Source organism: Sulfobacillus thermotolerans, from assembly GCF_039623705.1.
GTDB lineage: Bacteria > Bacillota > Sulfobacillia > Sulfobacillales > Sulfobacillaceae > Sulfobacillus > Sulfobacillus thermotolerans.
Genome location: NZ_CP133983.1, coordinates 2,245,822 through 2,264,075, shown reverse-complemented (window position 1 = coordinate 2,264,075; position 18,254 = coordinate 2,245,822). Strand labels below are relative to the sequence as shown.

Here is an 18,254-nt window from a genome sequence, read left to right as displayed (position 1 = left end):
CATTCTTCCATAATCACCGGAATGGATTGGGTATTGATTTTTCGAACGGGCGAATCGTATGAATTCCCGTCTCGAATTTCTGCCCATCACTGCTGGAATGAATGACTTCGTGGATATCAAAATGGTGAAAGATCGACAGTTGGCTGGTCGCGTTACTGACGCGATCGTTGGCCTCTTTTAACGTCTCTAAGCGAATAAAATTATCGGATGTGGCCACAAGCAAGGGATAACCAATATCCGAGATTTCGCCCATTCTCCCCAGCCCCATATTGGTTCCCCAAGCAATCAGGCCAGCGATCAGAACCTGTTCTTCCTTGGTCTGTTTCGCATACCGCCCTAAGATATGGTCGAACGATTCAATAAATTGACAGCGTTGATTCACGTAATGCAACACACTCCCCACATCAACGGATTTTAATGTATCGAAAAAGGAGTGGTTGATGGAATCAGTGTCTCGAGTATACGGAAGCGTCCAACGGTTATGTACGCCGCGATTTTTAATTTGTACCTGTTCATTGTCGCCGGATGCAATACGGTGGTTCACTTCGGTAATTCGGGCTTCCAGTCTCTGTTCCAGTTCCGCTAAATGATCGCGGATGGGTTGGCTGACGGTCGTCAGACCGACATCGGCCATCAATTTTTCTTTTTGTTGCCACTGTTCGTCCTCGATCAGGTCATCCTCAAAACTACGAAATCGGATACTGTCACGGCAAAAAACATCTCCCGCTTCCAAACGATTACGTAAAAGGCGGTAAATGAAGAATTCATAACGATCCACCGATAAGGTTTTTTGTCCATCGGAATCTTGTTGATAGATGTAACGCTTTACGTTATTTGGTAGAAACTGATGGGGTAAATCGGAGGCATACGGCCCCAATGATTTATTTTGACGAAAAGACCGTGTTATAAAATAAATGGCCTCCATCAGCGAATCATGCCCCGAAGGGGCTGTGAGATCAATCATGCGAATTAAAGGGCGTAAATGTCGTTTGAACTGACGAGCTAATTGATCAATGTGCTCCCATTGAAAAGCCGATTCATCCCATTTTGCATTGATGACAATTTGGTCCGCCACAGTGGCCAGCTTCGGACGTTCCAAAATGGAAAAGGCCTTCTCCTGAATATCACGAAAAGGGGTGTTCGAGGCAATGCTGTCGTCAATAAATAGTTTAAGTACCTCGCCCACCCTTTTCATGTCTTGGTGATTTTCTGCGTAACGTTCATATACTTGGTCCTTGGCTGCGGATTTGGCTTCTTCTATGTACCGCCTGACGTTGTAAATGAAGGTACTAATCAGATTGTCATTCATTCGCTGATAGCGATAATAAACAAAGCATAATAAATAAACGTAAACCATCCATTCATCAAGCCTCTTGAGTTTATAGACAGAGTAATAATCGACCAAGGAGGCAAAGTATTTAATGCTTTCATTCGAAATTCCCAACGTGGACAATAATTCCTGGGCCAGTTGGTATAAAGGCTGGATTTGCTGACCTCGGTCCATCTCACGCTGGATTTCCTTCAGACTAAAATCCTTAGGTTCACGCTTAAGTTGCGTCACTTCATACAGTCCTTGGGAATCCTTTAGCAGTGCCTTCAAGGCATCGATATGAGACTGTTTTAGGTGGTCCTGCATCATGGCGATTAAGCGGTTCTGTTCAAAGGTGATTGCCTGGCCAACCGTCTCTTGCATAAAACTGTATCCCGGGACGACGATGCATTGTTCGGACAAAAAATCCATGATTTCACGAAAGATAAAAATCGGCTTGACGGAAACGGTTACCGCTTGACGAGCCTTTTTTCTCATCTGTTCCCTTTCTTCTGTACCACAACTGCGGTAACTAAATAATTCAAGAATCATCTGCTGTTGTCTCAATCGGGTAAACTTATCAATTGGACGAAAGTCAGTGAGTTCACTATTGTTGAAGTGTTCCTTTAAAACGTACTGAAAATCCTCCGCAACATCCTGAAGGTCCAATACGAAAAATTGATGTTTGGCTTTAAAATAGCCTAGCTGCAAGACAAAATAAGCCTGGGAATGGACAGAGCGCAACCTTTGTAGCAATTCCTTTTCGGGTTGGGAGAGTAAAAAATAATGACAACGGTCTTCATAGGTAAAGTGTGGTCTACCAAAAATCGCTGTGAATTCATCGTCTCCCAGAATGTTTAACCGTTTTTGTTGGGTCCCGGTTTTTTCAACCGCCATAGTTTTCCCTTTCCTCATCATAAACTCTTTCAAAAAGTATACTTTTCGAAAGAGCCTATTTGTCGTGGTTTTTCCATGTCATAAATATAACATAATTGACTTTGAAACATGTCAGAGATATTGTATATGTTTTGAAATACAAATATAATAGCAATGTTTATTTTTAGATTCTCCATTTATTGCCGAAAGGTGGAGGATATTCCATGAGAACCTTTTTTTATGCCAGAGTCAGTAGTCAGGACCAGTCTTTAGAAAGACAACTTTCTGCCGCCAGAGAGATGCGCATTGAGGACGAGTACATATTCGTAGACAAGGCCAGCGGTAAGGATTTTCAAAGACCGGAGTACCAATTGATGAAACGGATGCTGCGGAGTGGAGATGTTTTATATATTAAGTCCCTCGATCGATTGGGACGTAATAAACAAATGATTTTGGACGAGTGGCAGGAACTGATCACAGTCAAAAAAATTGACATTACCGTTTTAGATATGCCTCTTCTTGATACCATGAAATATAAAAATCTGAACGGTATTGAAACCTTGATCTCGGATCTAATTCTGCAATTATTAAGCTATATGGCCGAAGATGAGCGCAAGAGGATACGGGAAAGGCAAGAAGAAGGGATTCGAGTAGCCGTTCAGAATGGGGTCAAATTTGGGAGGAAGAAGTTCGAGATTGACGAGACCTTTAAATCCGTCTATCCCGAGTGGAAACAAAATAAAATTACGGCGGTAGAAGCCATGAAAAGAGTGGGGATGAAAAGCAATACCTTTTACAGAAGGGTCAAAGAATACGAAGCGAACCTTTGATGGCTGTTTTCGAGGGGATGGGCACCTACTATGAGGATGTGCCATTACCACCGTCAATATGGGACCTTGCGGTTCCAATGATACTGGGGATTTAGTTCAATGTAAAATGCCACGAGACACCACCGATTGGATGGCGGTTAACCTCCCCAGAGTGATCGCCGTCACAATAAGACCGTTACTCGTCCACAACAGCATGCTCGTTAGCGACCACCCTGAAGTCAAACCCCCGTATCCCCAGACGATGACTTCGGCGGTAACCAGCGCGATCATGGTTGTCGGTGCATGGGGGAACAGGCGGCGTGTCAAAAAGAGGCCCACATGGACGAACAGAACAGCCCCCGTGGTGGTACCGAGCATGGACCAGGTCAGCAATCAGCATCGTGTCCTCTCCTCTCTATTCTGATCCTCGGTGACCTGTCGATGGACCGCCAGTTCCTTCTTAGAACGTAACCGGTCGACTCGCTCCATCGTTATTCAATAGGACCGATCATCATCGCATTCAACATTCTAGCCGGGAGGCATCCGCATGAGACAATACCTTTTCCCCATGATAGGGGTAGCACTGGGAACGCTCGCGTTGGCGGGGTGTGGGATCAGCAATCACCTCGCGGGAACGCCGACAAGCGCTGACCATAGTCCCAGTTCCGCTACAGTGCAACCGAATGGCAGGACCACGACGCCTTCTGCGTCACCGAGTGCTTCCCCTACGATAACACCGTCTGCATCGATATCAACGACATCACCGATTGCATCGAAATCCCCTATCACCGATACTTCTTCATTAGATACATCCATTGCTGTTGTGATCCATAGGCAGTTTCCCATGCCGGTGGAATTACCCACCTATATTCCATCAATCGATTCGCATCCCTCGTGGCCTGTTACCGCTACGACACAAGAATCTTCTCATTCGTATCAGGTGACATTTTGGAGGAGTGCCACCGCATTGCCGATGAATAGCGCACAGATCCCCCATTCCTCCCATATATGGATTGCGACCATCCAAGGGTCCCATTATGGTTCGGCGACGCAAGCCTATAGCGCTCTTCAAACGCAGGCGGCTCCGACTTGGATCCCATTGACACGACTCGGAACGCACTCCACATCCGTTTTTTTGAATTCTAGCATTACCGCAAGGCTCTATCCGTCAGGTGTTCTCCAATGGACAGTCGGCAACTGGACGATTCAAGTGAGTAACGGAAGCCGCGCAGCGGATATGACGGTTGCAAAATCCTTGCTGGCAACCATTAATCCGGCATCTCTCCCGGCTCCTCATGGATTATTAGCGGCTACTGCCACGGCCTCCGGGGAACAATTTCAGGCGGCATGGGCTAACGGTTCTAATGTTTATGATTTCACCCCGTTTGCACAGCAAATTCGGGGCAATGGTGCCATCTACGACCGTATGCTCTCGGCAAAGTCGGGCACCTCTCTTTTTATTCACGTATTAACTTCAATAAAGACGAGATAGCCATAAACAGTGGGACAACGAACCCCTCGCAATGCGACGAGTTCGTCGTCCGCTATTTCCCATGACTAGCTTAAACCTGCTCCAGCGTAACCCACAAAACCGAGAGGTAAATCATCATCAGTCGTGGAACAGATGTCAGCGTAATAGGCTACACTGGCCCCATAATTGGTGACTTGTCCATTAACCATTCCGCAGACCGCACCATTGTAAGCGCTAATGGCACTGAGAATATTCGTGTAATCTTCTGCTGTAGTGGAATACTTATCGGAAAATAGAAAGTCGATCCCGTGGTCAATGGCCATCAGCGGGTTATCTTGGTAATGTGCATTCATGGCGGACTGACACTCGGAACAATTATCGTCACAATTGCAGTCGCAATCGTCTTGCCATGTCGCTAAATACGGTGCACTAATCACGTTCACTCCTTGACAGGTATCGGCCGCACTCGATTCCATCGTGATCATGGCCAAAATCAGTCGCGGATTCAAATTGTACTTGATTCCGATGAAGTTCGCATAAATCGTCACTCAATGGCCTGACGAATGCGGTGAATCTGGGGAAATAAATCGGCGGGCGTACGAATATCTTCAGGCCATCCGACACGCAGGAGCAGAGAATCGGGAAGAATTTGATGTGGATGGTCCAAACAGCACGCCAAAATCCGATAGGTCCGTATCGGCAATGGCACAAAGTGATGCGCACGCCATATCCCTTGTTGTTGAGGGTCGACGATAATCCGCTCACGCAATTGCAGGCCCCTGATCATCCTCGCATCTCCTTCGGGAGGGCACTCCACCGACGATCCGAGAGCGATGATCGTGAGGGGCGGTCAGGCTATCTGGTCCCGACGGTTCAGGACGGAAGACCCTATGACTTTGCGACGCCGGCTTCCGCACGGGTGTGCCCTGTTAAATGTTGGTAATGATATAACGCTGATGGGGACGGACAAGTTACGCCAGCACGGTGAGAGTGACCAAAGCCGAAAAGCACGAACTGCGACCATGAAAACACACCCCGTTTGCTGAGTGATCAACACGGTCGGGTGCTTCAACACACCGTCGATGATATCGCCATTTCAACAGAACCTCGATGGACGAACAACTGGCAAGGGAAACCTATTTCAATCACGGAATACGGATACCCCGCAACAAGACATAAGTTCCGGCCGATTGGCAGGGACTGCTATTTGGTGAAGAACCGATCATCGGGAATTATTTCCGGTGATCGCATTCTTGATTTATGAAACGGCACGTCTTGTCCTAAAGTTACGCATCGCGGCAACATGTGGAAATTTTTCGTGGTGTGACAACGGCTCGTTCGTAGTGGAGTTCTTTACGAAGTAACATAGGGTTCCCTCCGGTGCAAGGGGGCGTATGATCCAATCTGAGCCTCATTCTAGTACACAGCCCCCTTAATAGCCATTATTACCCAATTATAGCGTGGGGAATCCGCATTTTGTTGGCGGCACCCCATGCAGTACAATTTGGCCTGCTGTGGCTCGCTCATCCAGAGTGGACTTTACCGTCAGACCAATATTATTGGCTCCTCGCTATCTTGGGCGCTGCCTACCAAAAGCTTGGACAATTACGTACGGCAGAACTCTTTTATCGACTCGCTCAGGATCATACGGGAAGTTACACGGAATCGGGACTGCGCATGGCCCTCAATCGCGGCACATGCGCCTGGTTATTAGGCGAGGTGGACGAAGCGCAACGCTTATTTGAGTTTACGCGCGTGGAAAGTCAACAACGGGGCTTTGCCTTGGTGGAGGCGTGGGCTACCATTGGTTGGACAACTATCCAGTTTTATAACCAGAAGCTCGACGGCACTCTTGCCGCGCTCAATCGGGTCGAGCAAATTGCGATGATGCTCGAAGAGTCTTCTCTCATCCACGCGGTGTGGCACAATCAGGTGGTGTGGGCACGCCTCACCAACCAATGGGATCAACAACGAGACTTTTTACAGCGGTTGGAAGACGCCTACGCTACATCCGACCTCCCTATTACCCTGCTCACGGAATACCTCTATCGATGGACGCACCTCCATGCGTATGATCGCGCCCAAGACTGTCTTATGCGTGCTCGTACTCGATCAGCCATCGGCATCGAAAGCACAGAGTTTTGGCAGGCGGCCGCAACCTACTTTGCGGCGTGTCATAATCATGTAGCATGGAACGTGGCGCAAAGGTTCAGTCAACGTCCCACCATCTCATGGGAGGATTCGTGGCACCTATTTGACGCGATGACCATAAATCAGGGAGGACCATACAGTGAATAAAAAATGGTTCGTAATATCTCTCGTGGTGATGGCATTGATCATCATCCTACCGATGACCGGAGCGACACCGATTACTTTAATCTAGAGAATATAGCAGGACGCAGGCTTTTCAACGATAAGGAAACACTCGTGGGGATATGTGGTGGAGATGGGGAGGATGGCTTCACCATCCTCCCCGTTCCGCCCTTTTCAACGCTCGGTAGAGTGTCGTCCGCGACACATGAAAGGCCTGGGCCACCTCCGCCATCGTCAGGTCGGGATCCTGCAATTGTCGCTGCGCCATCCGAATCTGATCGGCGGACAAGCGCGGAGGCCGACCCCCTATCCGTCCCCGGGCCCGTGCGGCCGCTAACCCCGCTTGCGTGCGCTCCCGAATCAGCGCACGCTCAAACTCAGCTAGGGCCCCGAAAATGTGAAAAATGAGCTGGCCGCCGGACGTCGTGGTGTCCATGTTTTCTTGGAGACTCCGGAACCCGATATCCGCTGTGTGCAGTTGCTGGACCACTTGGATCAGATGCGCCAAGGACCGCCCCAATCGATCGAGTTTCCAGACAACCAGAACATCCCCCGATCGGGCATAGGCCAGGGCCTCGGAGAGACCGGGGCGCTCGGTAGTGCTGCCGGACATCACATCCCGAAAGATTTTTTCACACCCCACCTGTTGCAGCGCATCTTCTTGCAAGGCCAGCGGTTGCTCGGCCGTCGACACGCGGGCGTATCCGATGAACATCAAATCCCTCCCCCTCTAGTGTTGCAGAACTCAGGTCTCCTGTCTATTCTGAAACACACTATTTTGGAACAGAGTTTTGCAACACCATCTATGCGGTTTTCGAGGTTTGGCGATCCCGGAGACGAGGCGGTGCAAAAACGGTCGTTTGTGATACAAAGTTTTTCAACCTGCTTAGATGGACGCGGAAGACGAACTCGAAAGTGCGCGATCTCCACGGGCACCGGAGCTTCGCCGTATGCCGATCAATTAGACCGAAGATGGCTGTCCGTATGTAATTGATAACGGCAAATCGCTGATAGCAAACAACGGTGACCCCGAGAATGCTAAAAGAACTACAATTGGGGTCTTTCTTTTTCGGGAATTACAGCCCACTATTCCCAACGAAATTAATCAACAGTTGTTTGACGAGCATTGTTGCATAGCAACCGGAAGGGAGAAAGAAATTCAATGAACACCGCCATTTGCCATTGTTAAGCTCATCGCGGGCTACATCGTTCACTTCGACTATGGTTTGTATAACAGTTGGTCGAGACGATTCTACTACGGCAATGCTATGCGCTCCAGAGATAGCATACCGATGGTATTTAAGCTTTGGAGTGCCATTCAATAGGTCCGTTAAGACGCTCCTATCATCGCAGAATACATACGTTATTGACTCCTGATCGAAGCGCCGCACGCTGGTGTTACCGGTCTTCATTACAATATTTTGAAGGTCATTATTCCATCGAAAAGATGAGAATGAATTTCGATAGAATGTCTGCTTACGCCCATCAAGACTATCGAAAAAGTCTTTTGCGGGTCCCGCATAATCTATCGCCATATTGCCCTCGTACGTCCCTGATTCCTTCAGAAGTTGAAAAGCACTGTCATAATTGTTGTCAACCAGATGCTTCCCAATTTTATGAGTGAGTTTTGGGAAATTCGGAATGCCAAATCTCTGCGTATCATAGTAGTTTAGAAACAAAGCACTTTTCTTGCGCTCGTTCCCTAACGCATAAGCAACGTCCTTTGTAAGGTTCCGCACAACTATGCGAAAACAGTTTCCATACAGCTCACCTATCCCTATTGGCTTCGTTCCATAACCTCGGAAAACAACGTGGATATACTCCGCAGGTGTAACATGAAACCTGGCGCTCAACTGGTTGGCGATGTCCCAGTTAATAATCCCCCGTACGGAAATCGTCTGTTCTGTCAGGGCATCTTCGTCTTTGAGGCCTGCATATCCTATATCGTTCACGCATATTTGGAGTTCCTCCGCCAATATTTCAATAGCGTCGAATGTCGTGTAGCCAGCCTTGCTTAATGTTAGGTATGTATAGCTTGAAACATTACCAACTGTTGACTGAGGTATCGCAAGAGATTCGAATACAACGAAGTCACTATTTATGGATTTCAACATGCCGTTTAGCATTAACGAACACTCCTTCCTAAAATGTTGTAATTTATTACTTTACGTACGGTAAACCTCGTCAATGCGGTCAAGGATTGCTCGCGAAAGTTTCATGTTAACGGCGCCTATATTTTGTTTAACTTGCAGTGGATGGGTGGCTCCAATCAATGCACTTGTAACGGCTGGGTTCGCAAGTATCCACGCGAGGGATAGTTGAGCCACGCTAATTCCCAAGTCCCGGGCAATGCCCCCTAACAGTTCCACCTTGGCAAGGTTGTTATCGGTAACTAGGCGACCAATACTCCAATACGGTCCTGGGTGCTGAGCCCTGGACATCGAAGGAAATGGCTTTCCACGGATATACTTTCCCGTAAGCAACCCTTCGGCTAATGAGGAATAGGTCACTATTCCGACGCGCGATTCTGCGGCCCAAGACATAATTCCATCCCGATCCGCGTCTTGATTTAAGACATTGTATTGATATTGAATAACCTCGACACCATGAACCCCTATATTTTTCTGGATTGAGACCATGTCGGCCAGTTGGGGTAAACTCCAATCGCTTACGCCGACACAACGGACCTTACCCTGATTAATGAGTTCGCTCATTGCCTGTATCGTCTCTTCAATTTCGGTATCAGGGTCGAAACGATGGCAGTAAAAGATGTCTACGTAATCCGTATCGAGAGCCCGAAGACTTGCTTCAATTCCCTCTCTAATGTGGTTCCTCGAAAGACCTCGTTCGTTAGGGTTTTTCCCTGTGGGCCAATATACCTTGGTGGTCAGAATGTATTCGGTTCGGTTGTACGGCCTAAGTATACGCGCTAATAATTGCTCCGCATCATGGGGCTTGGCGCCATATGTATCAGCACAATCAAAATGGTTTATCCCGGCTTCATAGGCCGTACGTACGCACTGCTGTGCATCCACAATAGACATCGCACCAGAAAATACCCAGTTGGCTGTTCCCAGCCCTATGGCAGACAAACGCACTTCGGAAGCCCCCAAACGTCGGTACTCCATCCATTTTCCTCCTCACAATCGACGTTCTAAATCTTCCAACATTGCAATGAGTTTCTGACTACTTTGGAATCGACCGGCCTTAAAAAAAGGAGCCTTGGCAAGCAATTTAGGGATAACTGTATCTCCAACACCGTCAAATTCATCGACCGTCCCTGAAACCCAATCGGTAAATTCATATGTTCGCACGTTATCCCGAAACCAAGCTATCCCAGCGTCTGCCTCAATACGAAGTACCTCCTCCTTCCGATATGTGGGATCGATATAAATAATTGCAGCTAACGGTGCCTTGCTAGTAATGTCTTTCCCTAAAACTCGCCTTAGCTCAATTGGGGTGAAGGTTCGTTTGCCGCGTTTATATGAATCCCACTCGTAGTGCTGGTAATGGTCCATGTGATTAAAGAGGGGCTGTATCTGAGGGAGCAAGGCCGTCGTACCTAAATCTATGTTGATTGAATAGGGCCATCCATAAGCCACTATTCCTTTAGAGTTCCCGGCGGGAAACAAAAACGTTTTGTCGTTGCTTATAAAGCCAGCGCCGCCGAGAACAGCTGTTAACATCATCGTCGTCTTACCAGCTCCACCGGCTCCTACCAGCAGAATGGCCTTCCCATTGATAGCCACCGAAGCTGCGTGGGCTTGCACGAATCCCATAGTCTCGATATCCTTTTGTGCAGTTGCTCGCAGTACGCGCATGAACACGTATTTAGCATCATTGGCTAGAGGGTTAGGAAATACATAGGTAGTGTTCCGTGTATCGATCAATATATGATTACCGTTTTCTAGCAATAAGATTCTTGTAGGATAGCCATCATAGAATTCTTTCGCAACGTTATCGTAGTGAACTCGAACATTCCGATAGCTTCCTTGACACATGCGAGTGCGAAACTGCGAATGCTCATCAGATCCTAAACTAATCAACACGAACGACTTTCGAGGAAGAACGTCAGACTCGAGCTTAAAGTAAGGCGTCAGATAATCAAGCGTGAAATGCATGTCATCAGGCTTTGCCGACTTCACCTTGTACGTCAACAAGTCCCCGAACGAAACGTTGTTTTCGAAATAATTTGAAGTTAAGTTCTCGATGTTAGCTAACATCTCCGGCATTGCTCCTTTTGGTGCCGAGCACCACTAATTGACCTTGGCCGTATTGTAAAAAGTCTAATCGAAAGTCAAGGGGTTCCAAGCTCGCAAATCTCCCTTGTTCTATATTGTCAACAAGCCAATAGGGTTCAGCCAAGGGCAAGTGGGGTTGGAACGCCTCAGCGGTCAGCGGCTCCAGAGTCAGAACATGTTCGTAAACCCTTTTCGCCTGTTGGGCAATATTGCGCCATGCCATCTGCTCCGCTCGAGCACGCGCACGTCTCGTCATGGTGAGGTATCTCTCAGGATACGCAACCACATTTAGGATGTGTTCCCCGAACCGTAGCACGTCGTTCTCAAATATGACGCAACCGTCCAGTTCCAACTCAGAAACACCTTGAGTGGTCGTTACGGTCGGAACTCCGCTAGAAATATAATCCAGAACCTTAGTTCGGAGGCCGGTTCCGGTGGTTACGGGATTGATAGCAACAGCTGCTGTTTCGAACGCGCTATTAAGATCCGGTACTCGCCCTTTGAAGGTAACATTGTTTACCCGACTTGCCATTACTTGTAAGCTCTTAGGCGCGTCGCCAACAATTACGAATTGTATATTGGGATTTCGCTCCACAACATAGGGAGCAATACGTTCTATGATATCTAAAGTAGCTTTTTGGTTAGGTTTGTGAAAATGATTGCCTACAAATACCACCTCTAGTCGGGGTTTATTAAGTGTTCTCGGCCGAATTTTTTGAGGATCAGTGCCACACGGGACAACAGCAACTCGGTCGGCCGACGCACCGTAGTAAATTAACCGCTCTCGGTCGCTTTTCGTAAAGCATATCAAGTAGTCGGATACTCGAACGGCTTCGCTAAAAATCTTCTCGGCCTCTCGAATTTGTGAGAGATCGGCCCCGAGTAACCGCAATAGATCTGGCGTTACATCGTGAACCTCAAAACATATCCTAGTCCCACCTAAGGAGTTACGAACAATCGGAGCCACGGAGATAACTCGTTCCGGATCGTTTAGCTGAAAAATGCTTATACGTTCGCGCTGCAGCACGTCCAAAATCATGGCGAATGCTTCACGGAAGACATTCGGGGTTACAACGTAAGTTTTATAGGGCTGATTTTGGATTTCGCTAAGGTCAGACCACCCTCGGTAGACATGGATGATAACCGGTTCCATTCCTAAGGATTCTAACCAATACGCCATATTTGTGAACCGTTGGGTGGCACCTTCAAATGAAGGTAACATTGGTCCGTCAACTAGCAACCCCAATTTCGGTTTCATTCCCGCACCTCCGTCAGAGATTCCGAAATTAATGTCCTTAGTTCTGCGATCGTAGATCGATTCCCCCAATTATTCGGACCAAACTTTGCTACAAATCTCCTCTGGGAGTCCTCATTACGCCACCGCAACGACGTTCCAATCTTTCCGGACACATTGTACAGCATGTCCCCAGTATCTCCAGGGGATATGAGACCCTGTTGCACCCCCAACTCGTAATACCTTGTGCGAGGATACGGAGTTGGTATGCCAATGGAAAACCGGAATCCCTCCGGAAGCGACTCTAGAAAATCTACTGTCGCCAACGTTGTATCCAACGTCTCGCCTGGTAGCCCAATAAGCATAAACAACAATGGTGATATCCCAACCTTGATTGCACTGCTAAAGAGCTCGTGAGCCCTATTTAAGTCATTGCTCTTGTGCGCGTACCTAAGGGCGGTTGGGTTAAAGGTTTCAAATCCGAACTCCATGCTTAAGCAACCTGCATCGGCCATTTGACGTAGCTTGCTTTCATTTGTAAATTTCATATTTCCCTGACAACCCCAGTTCAACGAATGTTTTTTCACAACTGGCATAACTTCCTGGAACCATGCGTCGTCATATCCAAAGGATTCGTCAATAAAATACACGTATTTCGCTTGAAACTCCCTGGTCATAATCGCTAAGTCACGGTCAATGGTCTGTGGCGACTTGACTCGGAAGTTCCTTCGGAAATCAATGGTATTGCAGTAAATGCACTGAAACGGACAACCCCGAGATAGCTCGTAGAGAAACCCATTTTCGAAGGACGCAGGCGCATTGTGCGCATCAAACTTTTTGCCTGTGCAAAACTCCCATCTTGGAGTCGGTAGTGTGTTTAGATTTGCAACCGCTATCGGACGCGGCTGATCATTTATAGTGAGCGGGGTGATGACGTTGTCGAACCCGTGCAGGGACTCTCCACGAAGGAGAGCCTCGACTACGGGTGCGACCGTGACGTCTGGTTCGCCAACGATCACGGCATCTGCTCCTTTGTTTACTATAAGAAGATAATGTGATAGTGAATGTGGGCCGACAACAACTAGATAAAAATCCTTATGTTTTCGCAGTCTTTCAAACCTTTCCAACAGAGTCAAGACCCCGTCAAGAGACAAATTGTGATTGTTCCACTGCAAATAGCTGTTCGTGGTGGACATAACAACAACGCTAAACTGCAATGTCTTAAGCAAGCCGAAATTTTCTAGGGCGTCGTGCACGTATACAGTTTCATACCGTTGTTGGTCGAAAGTATTTGCTGCATACATCAAGTCTAGCGGTTGGAGAGGTTCCCGAGTACCCTGAAAGAGGTTGTCAATGTTTCGCAAATCAACATTCACAAAAACTACCTTTTCTCTTGTTTGCATTGTTTCGTGAGCCTCCAAGTTAAATTTTAGTTATGCTGATCGTAAGCGCGCTTCTGTGAACTCGGAGAATATGAATTTAGTAGTGAGGTGTCGGCGTATCTATCCCCATGCAAAAAACACTCTGTCACGAGCCACCGTGAACCGATTAAATCCCATTGAATTCTTGAATCATCAAACTGAGGAACTGTGCCTATTAGGAAGTAATCCAATAAGGCGGCTGGAATATCGACTCCCGCTTTGATCGTTATAGGTAGTCCACCGCTAATACGAGGATTAATATCTATGCAAAATAGGTTACCTTTATGATCCTCAAGGAATTGGATGTTAACACACCCTTCGAAATGAAACCATTCACAAATCGTGCGACAAAGTTCCACAATACGCGGGTGTCGTGTGACTTGCGCAATGACAACTTCCCCGCGAACTTTTAGTCGTTTTCGCGGAACAGCAACCATGATCTCTCCACTACAGCAAAAAGCGTCGACGGTGTATTCCGTTCCCTCAATCCATTCCTGAATCATAGGTTCCTCCGTGCATTTCACTGCCGCTAGTACCTCCGCGTCGTTGGTAACCTTACGTACCCCCACAGCTCCTGAACCACGATCAGGTTTAACGACAGCTGGAAACTTTATGCTTTCCGGCCGAAATTGGTCGGGAGAAGGGATTCCTATTTCCCGCAACGCTTTATCTGTCGCAATTTTAGACAGACTTACTATGGTATTAGGATGGGATCCCATTGCTACTCTTGTCCCACTAGATTCAAGATCAGCCGTTAATGGAAATAACCTACCGACGTCCACGTCAAGGTAAGGGATGATGAGATCAATGTGCCAATCACGGCAGATATGTTTCAGGGCCCGTAAGGTATGACCAGAGTGACCAGATTTCGCCAATCAAAACCATTCCGCAAACTAAGATAATCACCGAAAAAGCGATTGTTTTTTGGTTTAAGGGTGTTCTGCGAGTTAGCTGAATGCCAGCCAAGATACCGCAGCCGGAGCACACTCCGTAGGCACCAGCACTGCTGGAAGAAAGATGAAGGTCTTTTATGGCATGAATCACGTAATAAACGGAATTTACTCCCATGGCTAAATTGATAAGCAACGCAACGACGGTAAAAGAAATCAGTAGTCGATGAGAGAAAATTATTCGCAAGCCCGCCCAAAGGTCTCTAAAATAAGGTTCTCTCGCGATTAGCCGACCACCAACGTCCCCATCTAACTGGGCATAAGCCCGTGAAAGAAAGAAGTACCCGACCACAATTAGCACACTCACCACCGAAGCTTCCATCCAATCGCCATGCCCCAGTAGCAGCAACAGACCGCCGGCTGAACTTCCAAATAACCGTCCGATCCAAATTCTTTGTTGAAATGCGAAATTGGCTTTGCGCCATGCCACTCCCGAAAAGCCGCGAGCCAAGAAAACTCTCTCCGATAGATAGACCATAGTTCCAGCACCTGCGAATAAGGCAACAGCAACGACCACCCAAGGAACCGGTAAAATCATAAGCATAATGACAGCAATAATCATCATGCCCATAGCGATTCTCCAAATGCGTTTCGAGTTTCCCCGGTCCGCCACCGGTCCACCAGCGATCCCTACGATGGTTCTGATTGCAAAATCCACCGCCATTGTGGCACCGGTTAGTTCAGTCGAGTGGGTGATGGAAAAAACCACCCACGGCACGACAAAGTAAAAAAGCTGAGTCGCAATGGTTAAGAATGCGCCACCAAAAAATAAATTTATCATTGAATGCTTACCCCACATACTTGCCATTTTATTTAATTTATACCACAATTTAGGCGCAGGGGTGGCAAGAAATGGGATAATTGTCATTTTATAGAGAGGAGGTGAGACCATGTCAGACATTATCGCGGCAATTAAGTGGCCAAAGAGTGAGCCAAAGTCAAAAAAGACAAAGACTATTACCAAGAAGAATAACAAGTAGAGGACATGTTTCTTGCCCTCCTGCTACTAGATATCTCCTTAGATCCAAAAAGGTGAATGGCGGACTGCGACGTGTTAACGAAATCTCCAGAAGATGTACGTTCTGCTTTGATTGAGCGCGGCTTCCAACATGGAACCTTCTCTCGGAGCGGAGCATGGATGAAAGCCTCGGACGAAGTTGTACGGGAACACGAGGTCGGCCATTATGAGTTGTTTCCGCTAACGAAGCAAATTGTAGTTCCTTATCGAAAAGTTCCCGGCGACCCCATCCTGCAACAGCGCTATAGACTCTTCAGGACTCGCGGAGGTTTTTTTACCGACTTGACCGTCGACATTCACCATACCTTATACCCCGACCTGAAGTGGAATTGGATGACGTACGACGGAGATTTTTTTCCACATATGAGACCCATAGATGATGTCTGGTACTCCATGTTTAAATCGTATTACGAGGTAATTCGAGGGCCTTCAATAAATATTCAAGGGCTTATTTTAACAGTCAACAAAATGCGACACCTATCTGACAAACGCCGACGAATTGCAAAACGAATGGCAATGACAGGATTCTTCAATGAGGAACTATGGAAAGAAATGTGGGACATATGCAACGGTAAAATGTCTGTCATGGTAAAGGAACGGATTTCGCAAAAACTAGTGACGGCCGAGTGACGAAGCCGACGGAAGGGCTGAGTTCTTGTCATTATTTATTATGGACTTTGACGGTTGTCTCGCAAACGAGGACAGAACGGACATACATCCAGACTTTATTCCTATACTGAATGATCTGCGCCAAAGGGGACATTTTGTCGTTTTGGCTACAGGGCGGCGCCCGCATGCAGTCCCCAAGTCCATACCTCCATTCTTTGATGGGGTTGTTATGGCAAATGGTGCGGCTGTTCATTCCGGAGACCAGCGCATCTACCGGTCTCTAACAGAGAAACAAGTGATGACGGTAGCGGCTAAGTTAGAGCAACTAAATCAGAACTACTACGTTGATTACCCAGACAGAACCGTCGCGCGCTACTTACGAGGGAGTTCTGAAGAGGTGCTACCTAACCGGCGTTATGATTTTAGGCGAATTATATCTTTGAGATTGGCTCTTCGTTCTCTTCGGGATACAGCCTCATTTTTAACCTTGGCCACCACTATGCGCCTTTCCGTTCTTGCATGGCCAAGGTTCGACCAAGAGATTGTCCTTGAGTTGCTTCCCTTCGGTGTAACCAAATTTTCGGGAGTGCAACAATGCATCAAACTATTAGGTATAAAGAAATCCCAACACATAGTCGCCATTGGCGATGGACTCAATGACTTGCCTAGTTTCTTATCGGCAGATATTGCGATCGGCGTTGGCGAGCTCGACCCTGCGGTACAAGCCGTTGTTCATTGGCGAGCCACCACCCCAGACGAACTCGCGAACTGGTTGGGTAAATATGGGAGGGAGACCACAAAATGAAGATGAACAATTGGGCCGATACCGAATACGCAGCCAACTATGCAAGTCTCGCGGCTCCCCGGTACCGCGATAACGAAATATTTGTTACAAGCCTTCTCTCACTACTTGATCGTATGCCTGAGACCGCGCTGGACACATTTTGCGGTACTGGGGAGCTCGCCCTAGAGATGGCGCGCCGCGGAATATCAGTCACAGGATTGGATGTTAATTCTCATCTGATCGCTAAGGCCACGGAGTCAGACGATGGCCATCTCGTAAGATGGTACAATCAGGACATCAGAACCCTTGGCGTTCAACATGAATTCGACGTAGTCCTTTGTATGTTTAACTCCTTTGGATATTTCAAATCCCAACGAGAAAACCTTGATACCTTGCGCCGGATGCGACAAAGTTTGAATCTCTCTGGGTCACTGATACTTGAGATCCCTGATTTCGAAGCTGTGTTATGCAACTTTGTACCAAGGAATTGGATCGAAACCAAGACCGAATATATTTTGGTCGCAACACAGTGGAATGCAAGTCGCAACTGGTTGACCATCACTTTAACAACAGTTCCTAAGGCCGCGGGAACGCGATCTCGTCTTCATACGTATGGTATGCACCTATACAAGCCAAGGACTATGGAGCGAATGCTCAAATCCGTTGGATTTCAGACTATTGAAGTTCATTCAGCACTATCATATAACGTGGACGGGTTCGTCCCCCCTCATCTTTGCTATTTGGCAAAAACTTGATAATCCCGTCATAAACGACCATTAAAGATCGCTCGCACACAATTCTTAAAATCTTCTCCCGAATTGTAACCATGGCGAATAAGATACTCCGCGAAACTAAACGCGAAAAGACCCGTATACGCGATCAACACTTCGCTGTCCGGCATGCCGTAACCCGCCAAGAAGTCGTCGCGTGATGGGCAATCCAACAGATACCGCCCAACATCCCACAGGGGATCTCCCCATATTGCGAGCTCGTAGTCGAGTAAAACCAAGGAATTGTCCCGAGATCCTATGTTGGCACGCCGAATGTCTCGATGAATTAGGCATATTTTCGGGTTTCCCTGCGACTCGACTAAGGAGAGAAGGGTCGTCAACTGGTCCGTTACTTTGCGACCCATGTGCCTTTCAATAATGTCAACCCATTTTCCGGATTGCGTACGAATGTATTCCAACCACGTTGGTGCGACAAGTTCTGTGCCGGG

The 18,254-nt window shown here is 47.5% G+C and carries 19 protein-coding genes and 1 riboswitch; of the genes, 6 read left to right on the top strand and 13 right to left on the bottom strand.

The genetic code is table 11. The features are described 5' to 3' along the window. Nucleotides 1-13 precede the first annotated feature (13 nt). Complete coding sequence (locus ORD20_RS11720) at nucleotides 14-2,206, bottom strand: DUF4158 domain-containing protein (RefSeq protein WP_430626198.1); 2,193 nt, start codon at nucleotides 2,204-2,206, stop codon at nucleotides 14-16. 203 nt (nucleotides 2,207-2,409) lie between these two features. On the opposite strand from ORD20_RS11720, the gene ORD20_RS11715 reads away from it, so the two are divergent. After that, nucleotides 2,410-3,015: a recombinase family protein gene (locus ORD20_RS11715; RefSeq protein WP_103375885.1), complete on the top strand. Its 606-nt coding sequence runs from the start codon at nucleotides 2,410-2,412 to the stop codon at nucleotides 3,013-3,015. 96 nt (nucleotides 3,016-3,111) lie between these two features. On the opposite strand, the gene ORD20_RS11710 is transcribed toward ORD20_RS11715, so the two are convergent. Further along, nucleotides 3,112-3,387: a hypothetical protein gene (locus ORD20_RS11710; RefSeq protein ID WP_146039060.1), complete on the bottom strand. Its 276-nt coding sequence runs from the start codon at nucleotides 3,385-3,387 to the stop codon at nucleotides 3,112-3,114. Nucleotides 3,388-3,541: 154 nt separating this feature from the next. On the opposite strand from ORD20_RS11710, the gene ORD20_RS11705 reads away from it, so the two are divergent. Beyond that, nucleotides 3,542-4,486 (top strand): hypothetical protein, encoded by a 945-nt coding sequence (locus tag ORD20_RS11705; RefSeq protein ID WP_146039061.1) that lies wholly within the window; start codon nucleotides 3,542-3,544, stop codon nucleotides 4,484-4,486. 65 nt (nucleotides 4,487-4,551) lie between these two features. Here the strand turns inward: ORD20_RS11705 and ORD20_RS11700 are convergent, their stop codons facing one another. Together ORD20_RS11700 and ORD20_RS11695 are read right to left on the bottom strand one after the other, a co-directional pair. Next, nucleotides 4,552-5,013 carry a hypothetical protein gene (locus ORD20_RS11700; protein ID WP_430626197.1) on the bottom strand — a complete coding sequence of 154 codons (462 nt, stop codon included), beginning with the start codon at nucleotides 5,011-5,013 and terminating at the stop codon, nucleotides 4,552-4,554. Further along, entirely contained in the window at nucleotides 5,010-5,252 is a 243-nt protein-coding gene (locus tag ORD20_RS11695; protein ID WP_430626196.1) for a hypothetical protein, read from the bottom strand. The genes ORD20_RS11700 and ORD20_RS11695 overlap by 4 nt, the downstream gene beginning before the upstream one ends. Nucleotides 5,253-5,307: 55 nt before the next feature. Then, a riboswitch (cyclic di-GMP riboswitch) is annotated at nucleotides 5,308-5,401 on the bottom strand. A 540-nt stretch (nucleotides 5,402-5,941) separates the two neighbouring features. Between ORD20_RS11695 and ORD20_RS11690 the strand changes: the two genes are divergently transcribed. After that, nucleotides 5,942-6,763, top strand: a complete 822-nt coding sequence (locus tag ORD20_RS11690) for a hypothetical protein (RefSeq protein WP_103375892.1) — start codon at nucleotides 5,942-5,944, stop codon at nucleotides 6,761-6,763. A 163-nt stretch (nucleotides 6,764-6,926) separates the two neighbouring features. Here ORD20_RS11690 and ORD20_RS11685 read toward each other — a convergent pair whose 3' ends face one another. The 8 genes from ORD20_RS11685 to ORD20_RS11650 form a co-directional block, all read right to left on the bottom strand. Beyond that, nucleotides 6,927-7,493: a recombinase family protein gene (locus tag ORD20_RS11685; protein ID WP_173677102.1), complete on the bottom strand. Its 567-nt coding sequence runs from the start codon at nucleotides 7,491-7,493 to the stop codon at nucleotides 6,927-6,929. Nucleotides 7,494-7,854: 361 nt separating this feature from the next. Next, on the bottom strand, nucleotides 7,855-8,904 hold the full coding sequence (gene truD / locus ORD20_RS11680; protein ID WP_103375894.1) for a tRNA pseudouridine(13) synthase TruD: 1,050 nt from the start codon (nucleotides 8,902-8,904) through the stop codon (nucleotides 7,855-7,857). Between the two features lie 39 nt (nucleotides 8,905-8,943). Next, complete coding sequence (locus ORD20_RS11675) at nucleotides 8,944-9,906, bottom strand: aldo/keto reductase family protein (protein ID WP_103375895.1); 963 nt, start codon at nucleotides 9,904-9,906, stop codon at nucleotides 8,944-8,946. Nucleotides 9,907-9,918: 12 nt separating this feature from the next. Beyond that, nucleotides 9,919-11,001 carry a hypothetical protein gene (locus ORD20_RS11670; RefSeq protein ID WP_103375896.1) on the bottom strand — a complete coding sequence of 361 codons (1,083 nt, stop codon included), beginning with the start codon at nucleotides 10,999-11,001 and terminating at the stop codon, nucleotides 9,919-9,921. Beyond that, on the bottom strand, nucleotides 10,991-12,277 hold the full coding sequence (locus ORD20_RS11665; protein ID WP_103375897.1) for a glycosyltransferase family 4 protein: 1,287 nt from the start codon (nucleotides 12,275-12,277) through the stop codon (nucleotides 10,991-10,993). The genes ORD20_RS11670 and ORD20_RS11665 overlap by 11 nt, the downstream gene beginning before the upstream one ends. Next, nucleotides 12,274-13,656 carry a B12-binding domain-containing radical SAM protein gene (locus ORD20_RS11660; protein WP_103375898.1) on the bottom strand — a complete coding sequence of 461 codons (1,383 nt, stop codon included), beginning with the start codon at nucleotides 13,654-13,656 and terminating at the stop codon, nucleotides 12,274-12,276. The genes ORD20_RS11665 and ORD20_RS11660 overlap by 4 nt, the downstream gene beginning before the upstream one ends. Before the next feature lie 26 nt (nucleotides 13,657-13,682). Continuing rightward, the gene (locus ORD20_RS11655) at nucleotides 13,683-14,393 is read right to left on the bottom strand and encodes an ATP-grasp domain-containing protein (RefSeq protein WP_430626195.1); all 711 of its coding nucleotides are present in this window, start codon (nucleotides 14,391-14,393) and stop codon (nucleotides 13,683-13,685) included. A gap of 97 nt (nucleotides 14,394-14,490) precedes the next feature. Continuing rightward, the gene (locus ORD20_RS11650) at nucleotides 14,491-15,600 is read right to left on the bottom strand and encodes an MFS transporter (protein ID WP_430626194.1); all 1,110 of its coding nucleotides are present in this window, start codon (nucleotides 15,598-15,600) and stop codon (nucleotides 14,491-14,493) included. A 75-nt stretch (nucleotides 15,601-15,675) separates the two neighbouring features. On the opposite strand from ORD20_RS11650, the gene ORD20_RS11645 reads away from it, so the two are divergent. Genes ORD20_RS11645 through ORD20_RS11635 form a run of 3 tightly spaced genes read left to right on the top strand, consistent with a single transcriptional unit; the run spans nucleotide 15,676 to nucleotide 17,790 of the window. Beyond that, nucleotides 15,676-16,272 carry a hypothetical protein gene (locus ORD20_RS11645; RefSeq protein ID WP_430626193.1) on the top strand — a complete coding sequence of 199 codons (597 nt, stop codon included), beginning with the start codon at nucleotides 15,676-15,678 and terminating at the stop codon, nucleotides 16,270-16,272. A gap of 25 nt (nucleotides 16,273-16,297) precedes the next feature. After that, nucleotides 16,298-17,056, top strand: coding sequence for an HAD family hydrolase (locus ORD20_RS11640; RefSeq protein ID WP_103375902.1), 759 nt, complete (start codon nucleotides 16,298-16,300; stop codon nucleotides 17,054-17,056). Beyond that, a complete protein-coding gene (locus ORD20_RS11635; RefSeq protein WP_103375903.1) occupies nucleotides 17,053-17,790 on the top strand; it encodes a class I SAM-dependent methyltransferase in 738 nt (245 codons plus the stop codon). Before ORD20_RS11640 ends, ORD20_RS11635 begins: the two co-directional genes overlap by 4 nt. Nucleotides 17,791-17,798: 8 nt before the next feature. Here ORD20_RS11635 and ORD20_RS11630 read toward each other — a convergent pair whose 3' ends face one another. Beyond that, nucleotides 17,799-18,170, bottom strand: a complete 372-nt coding sequence (locus ORD20_RS11630; protein ID WP_430626718.1) for a phosphotransferase family protein — start codon at nucleotides 18,168-18,170, stop codon at nucleotides 17,799-17,801. Between the last annotated feature and the right edge of the window lie 84 nt (nucleotides 18,171-18,254).

What these genes read in the sequence shown, in the direction of transcription:
- ORD20_RS11635 (WP_103375903.1), top strand. Translation starts at nt 17,053, where the DNA reads ATGAAGATGAACAATTGGGCCGATACCGAATACGCAGCCAACTATGCA.
- ORD20_RS11630 (WP_430626718.1), bottom strand. Translation starts at nt 18,170, where the DNA reads ATGGGTCGCAAAGTAACGGACCAGTTGACGACCCTTCTCTCCTTAGTC.
- ORD20_RS11705 (WP_146039061.1), top strand. Translation starts at nt 3,542, where the DNA reads ATGAGACAATACCTTTTCCCCATGATAGGGGTAGCACTGGGAACGCTC.
- ORD20_RS11715 (WP_103375885.1), top strand. Translation starts at nt 2,410, where the DNA reads ATGAGAACCTTTTTTTATGCCAGAGTCAGTAGTCAGGACCAGTCTTTA.
- ORD20_RS11670 (WP_103375896.1), bottom strand. Translation starts at nt 11,001, where the DNA reads ATGTTAGCTAACATCGAGAACTTAACTTCAAATTATTTCGAAAACAAC.
- ORD20_RS11720 (WP_430626198.1), bottom strand. Translation starts at nt 2,206, where the DNA reads ATGGCGGTTGAAAAAACCGGGACCCAACAAAAACGGTTAAACATTCTG.
- truD (WP_103375894.1), bottom strand. Translation starts at nt 8,904, where the DNA reads ATGCTAAACGGCATGTTGAAATCCATAAATAGTGACTTCGTTGTATTC.
- ORD20_RS11655 (WP_430626195.1), bottom strand. Translation starts at nt 14,393, where the DNA reads ATGGGATCCCATCCTAATACCATAGTAAGTCTGTCTAAAATTGCGACA.
- ORD20_RS11685 (WP_173677102.1), bottom strand. Translation starts at nt 7,493, where the DNA reads ATGTTCATCGGATACGCCCGCGTGTCGACGGCCGAGCAACCGCTGGCC.
- ORD20_RS11665 (WP_103375897.1), bottom strand. Translation starts at nt 12,277, where the DNA reads ATGAAACCGAAATTGGGGTTGCTAGTTGACGGACCAATGTTACCTTCA.
- ORD20_RS11660 (WP_103375898.1), bottom strand. Translation starts at nt 13,656, where the DNA reads ATGCAAACAAGAGAAAAGGTAGTTTTTGTGAATGTTGATTTGCGAAAC.
- ORD20_RS11675 (WP_103375895.1), bottom strand. Translation starts at nt 9,906, where the DNA reads ATGGAGTACCGACGTTTGGGGGCTTCCGAAGTGCGTTTGTCTGCCATA.
- ORD20_RS11695 (WP_430626196.1), bottom strand. Translation starts at nt 5,252, where the DNA reads ATGATCAGGGGCCTGCAATTGCGTGAGCGGATTATCGTCGACCCTCAA.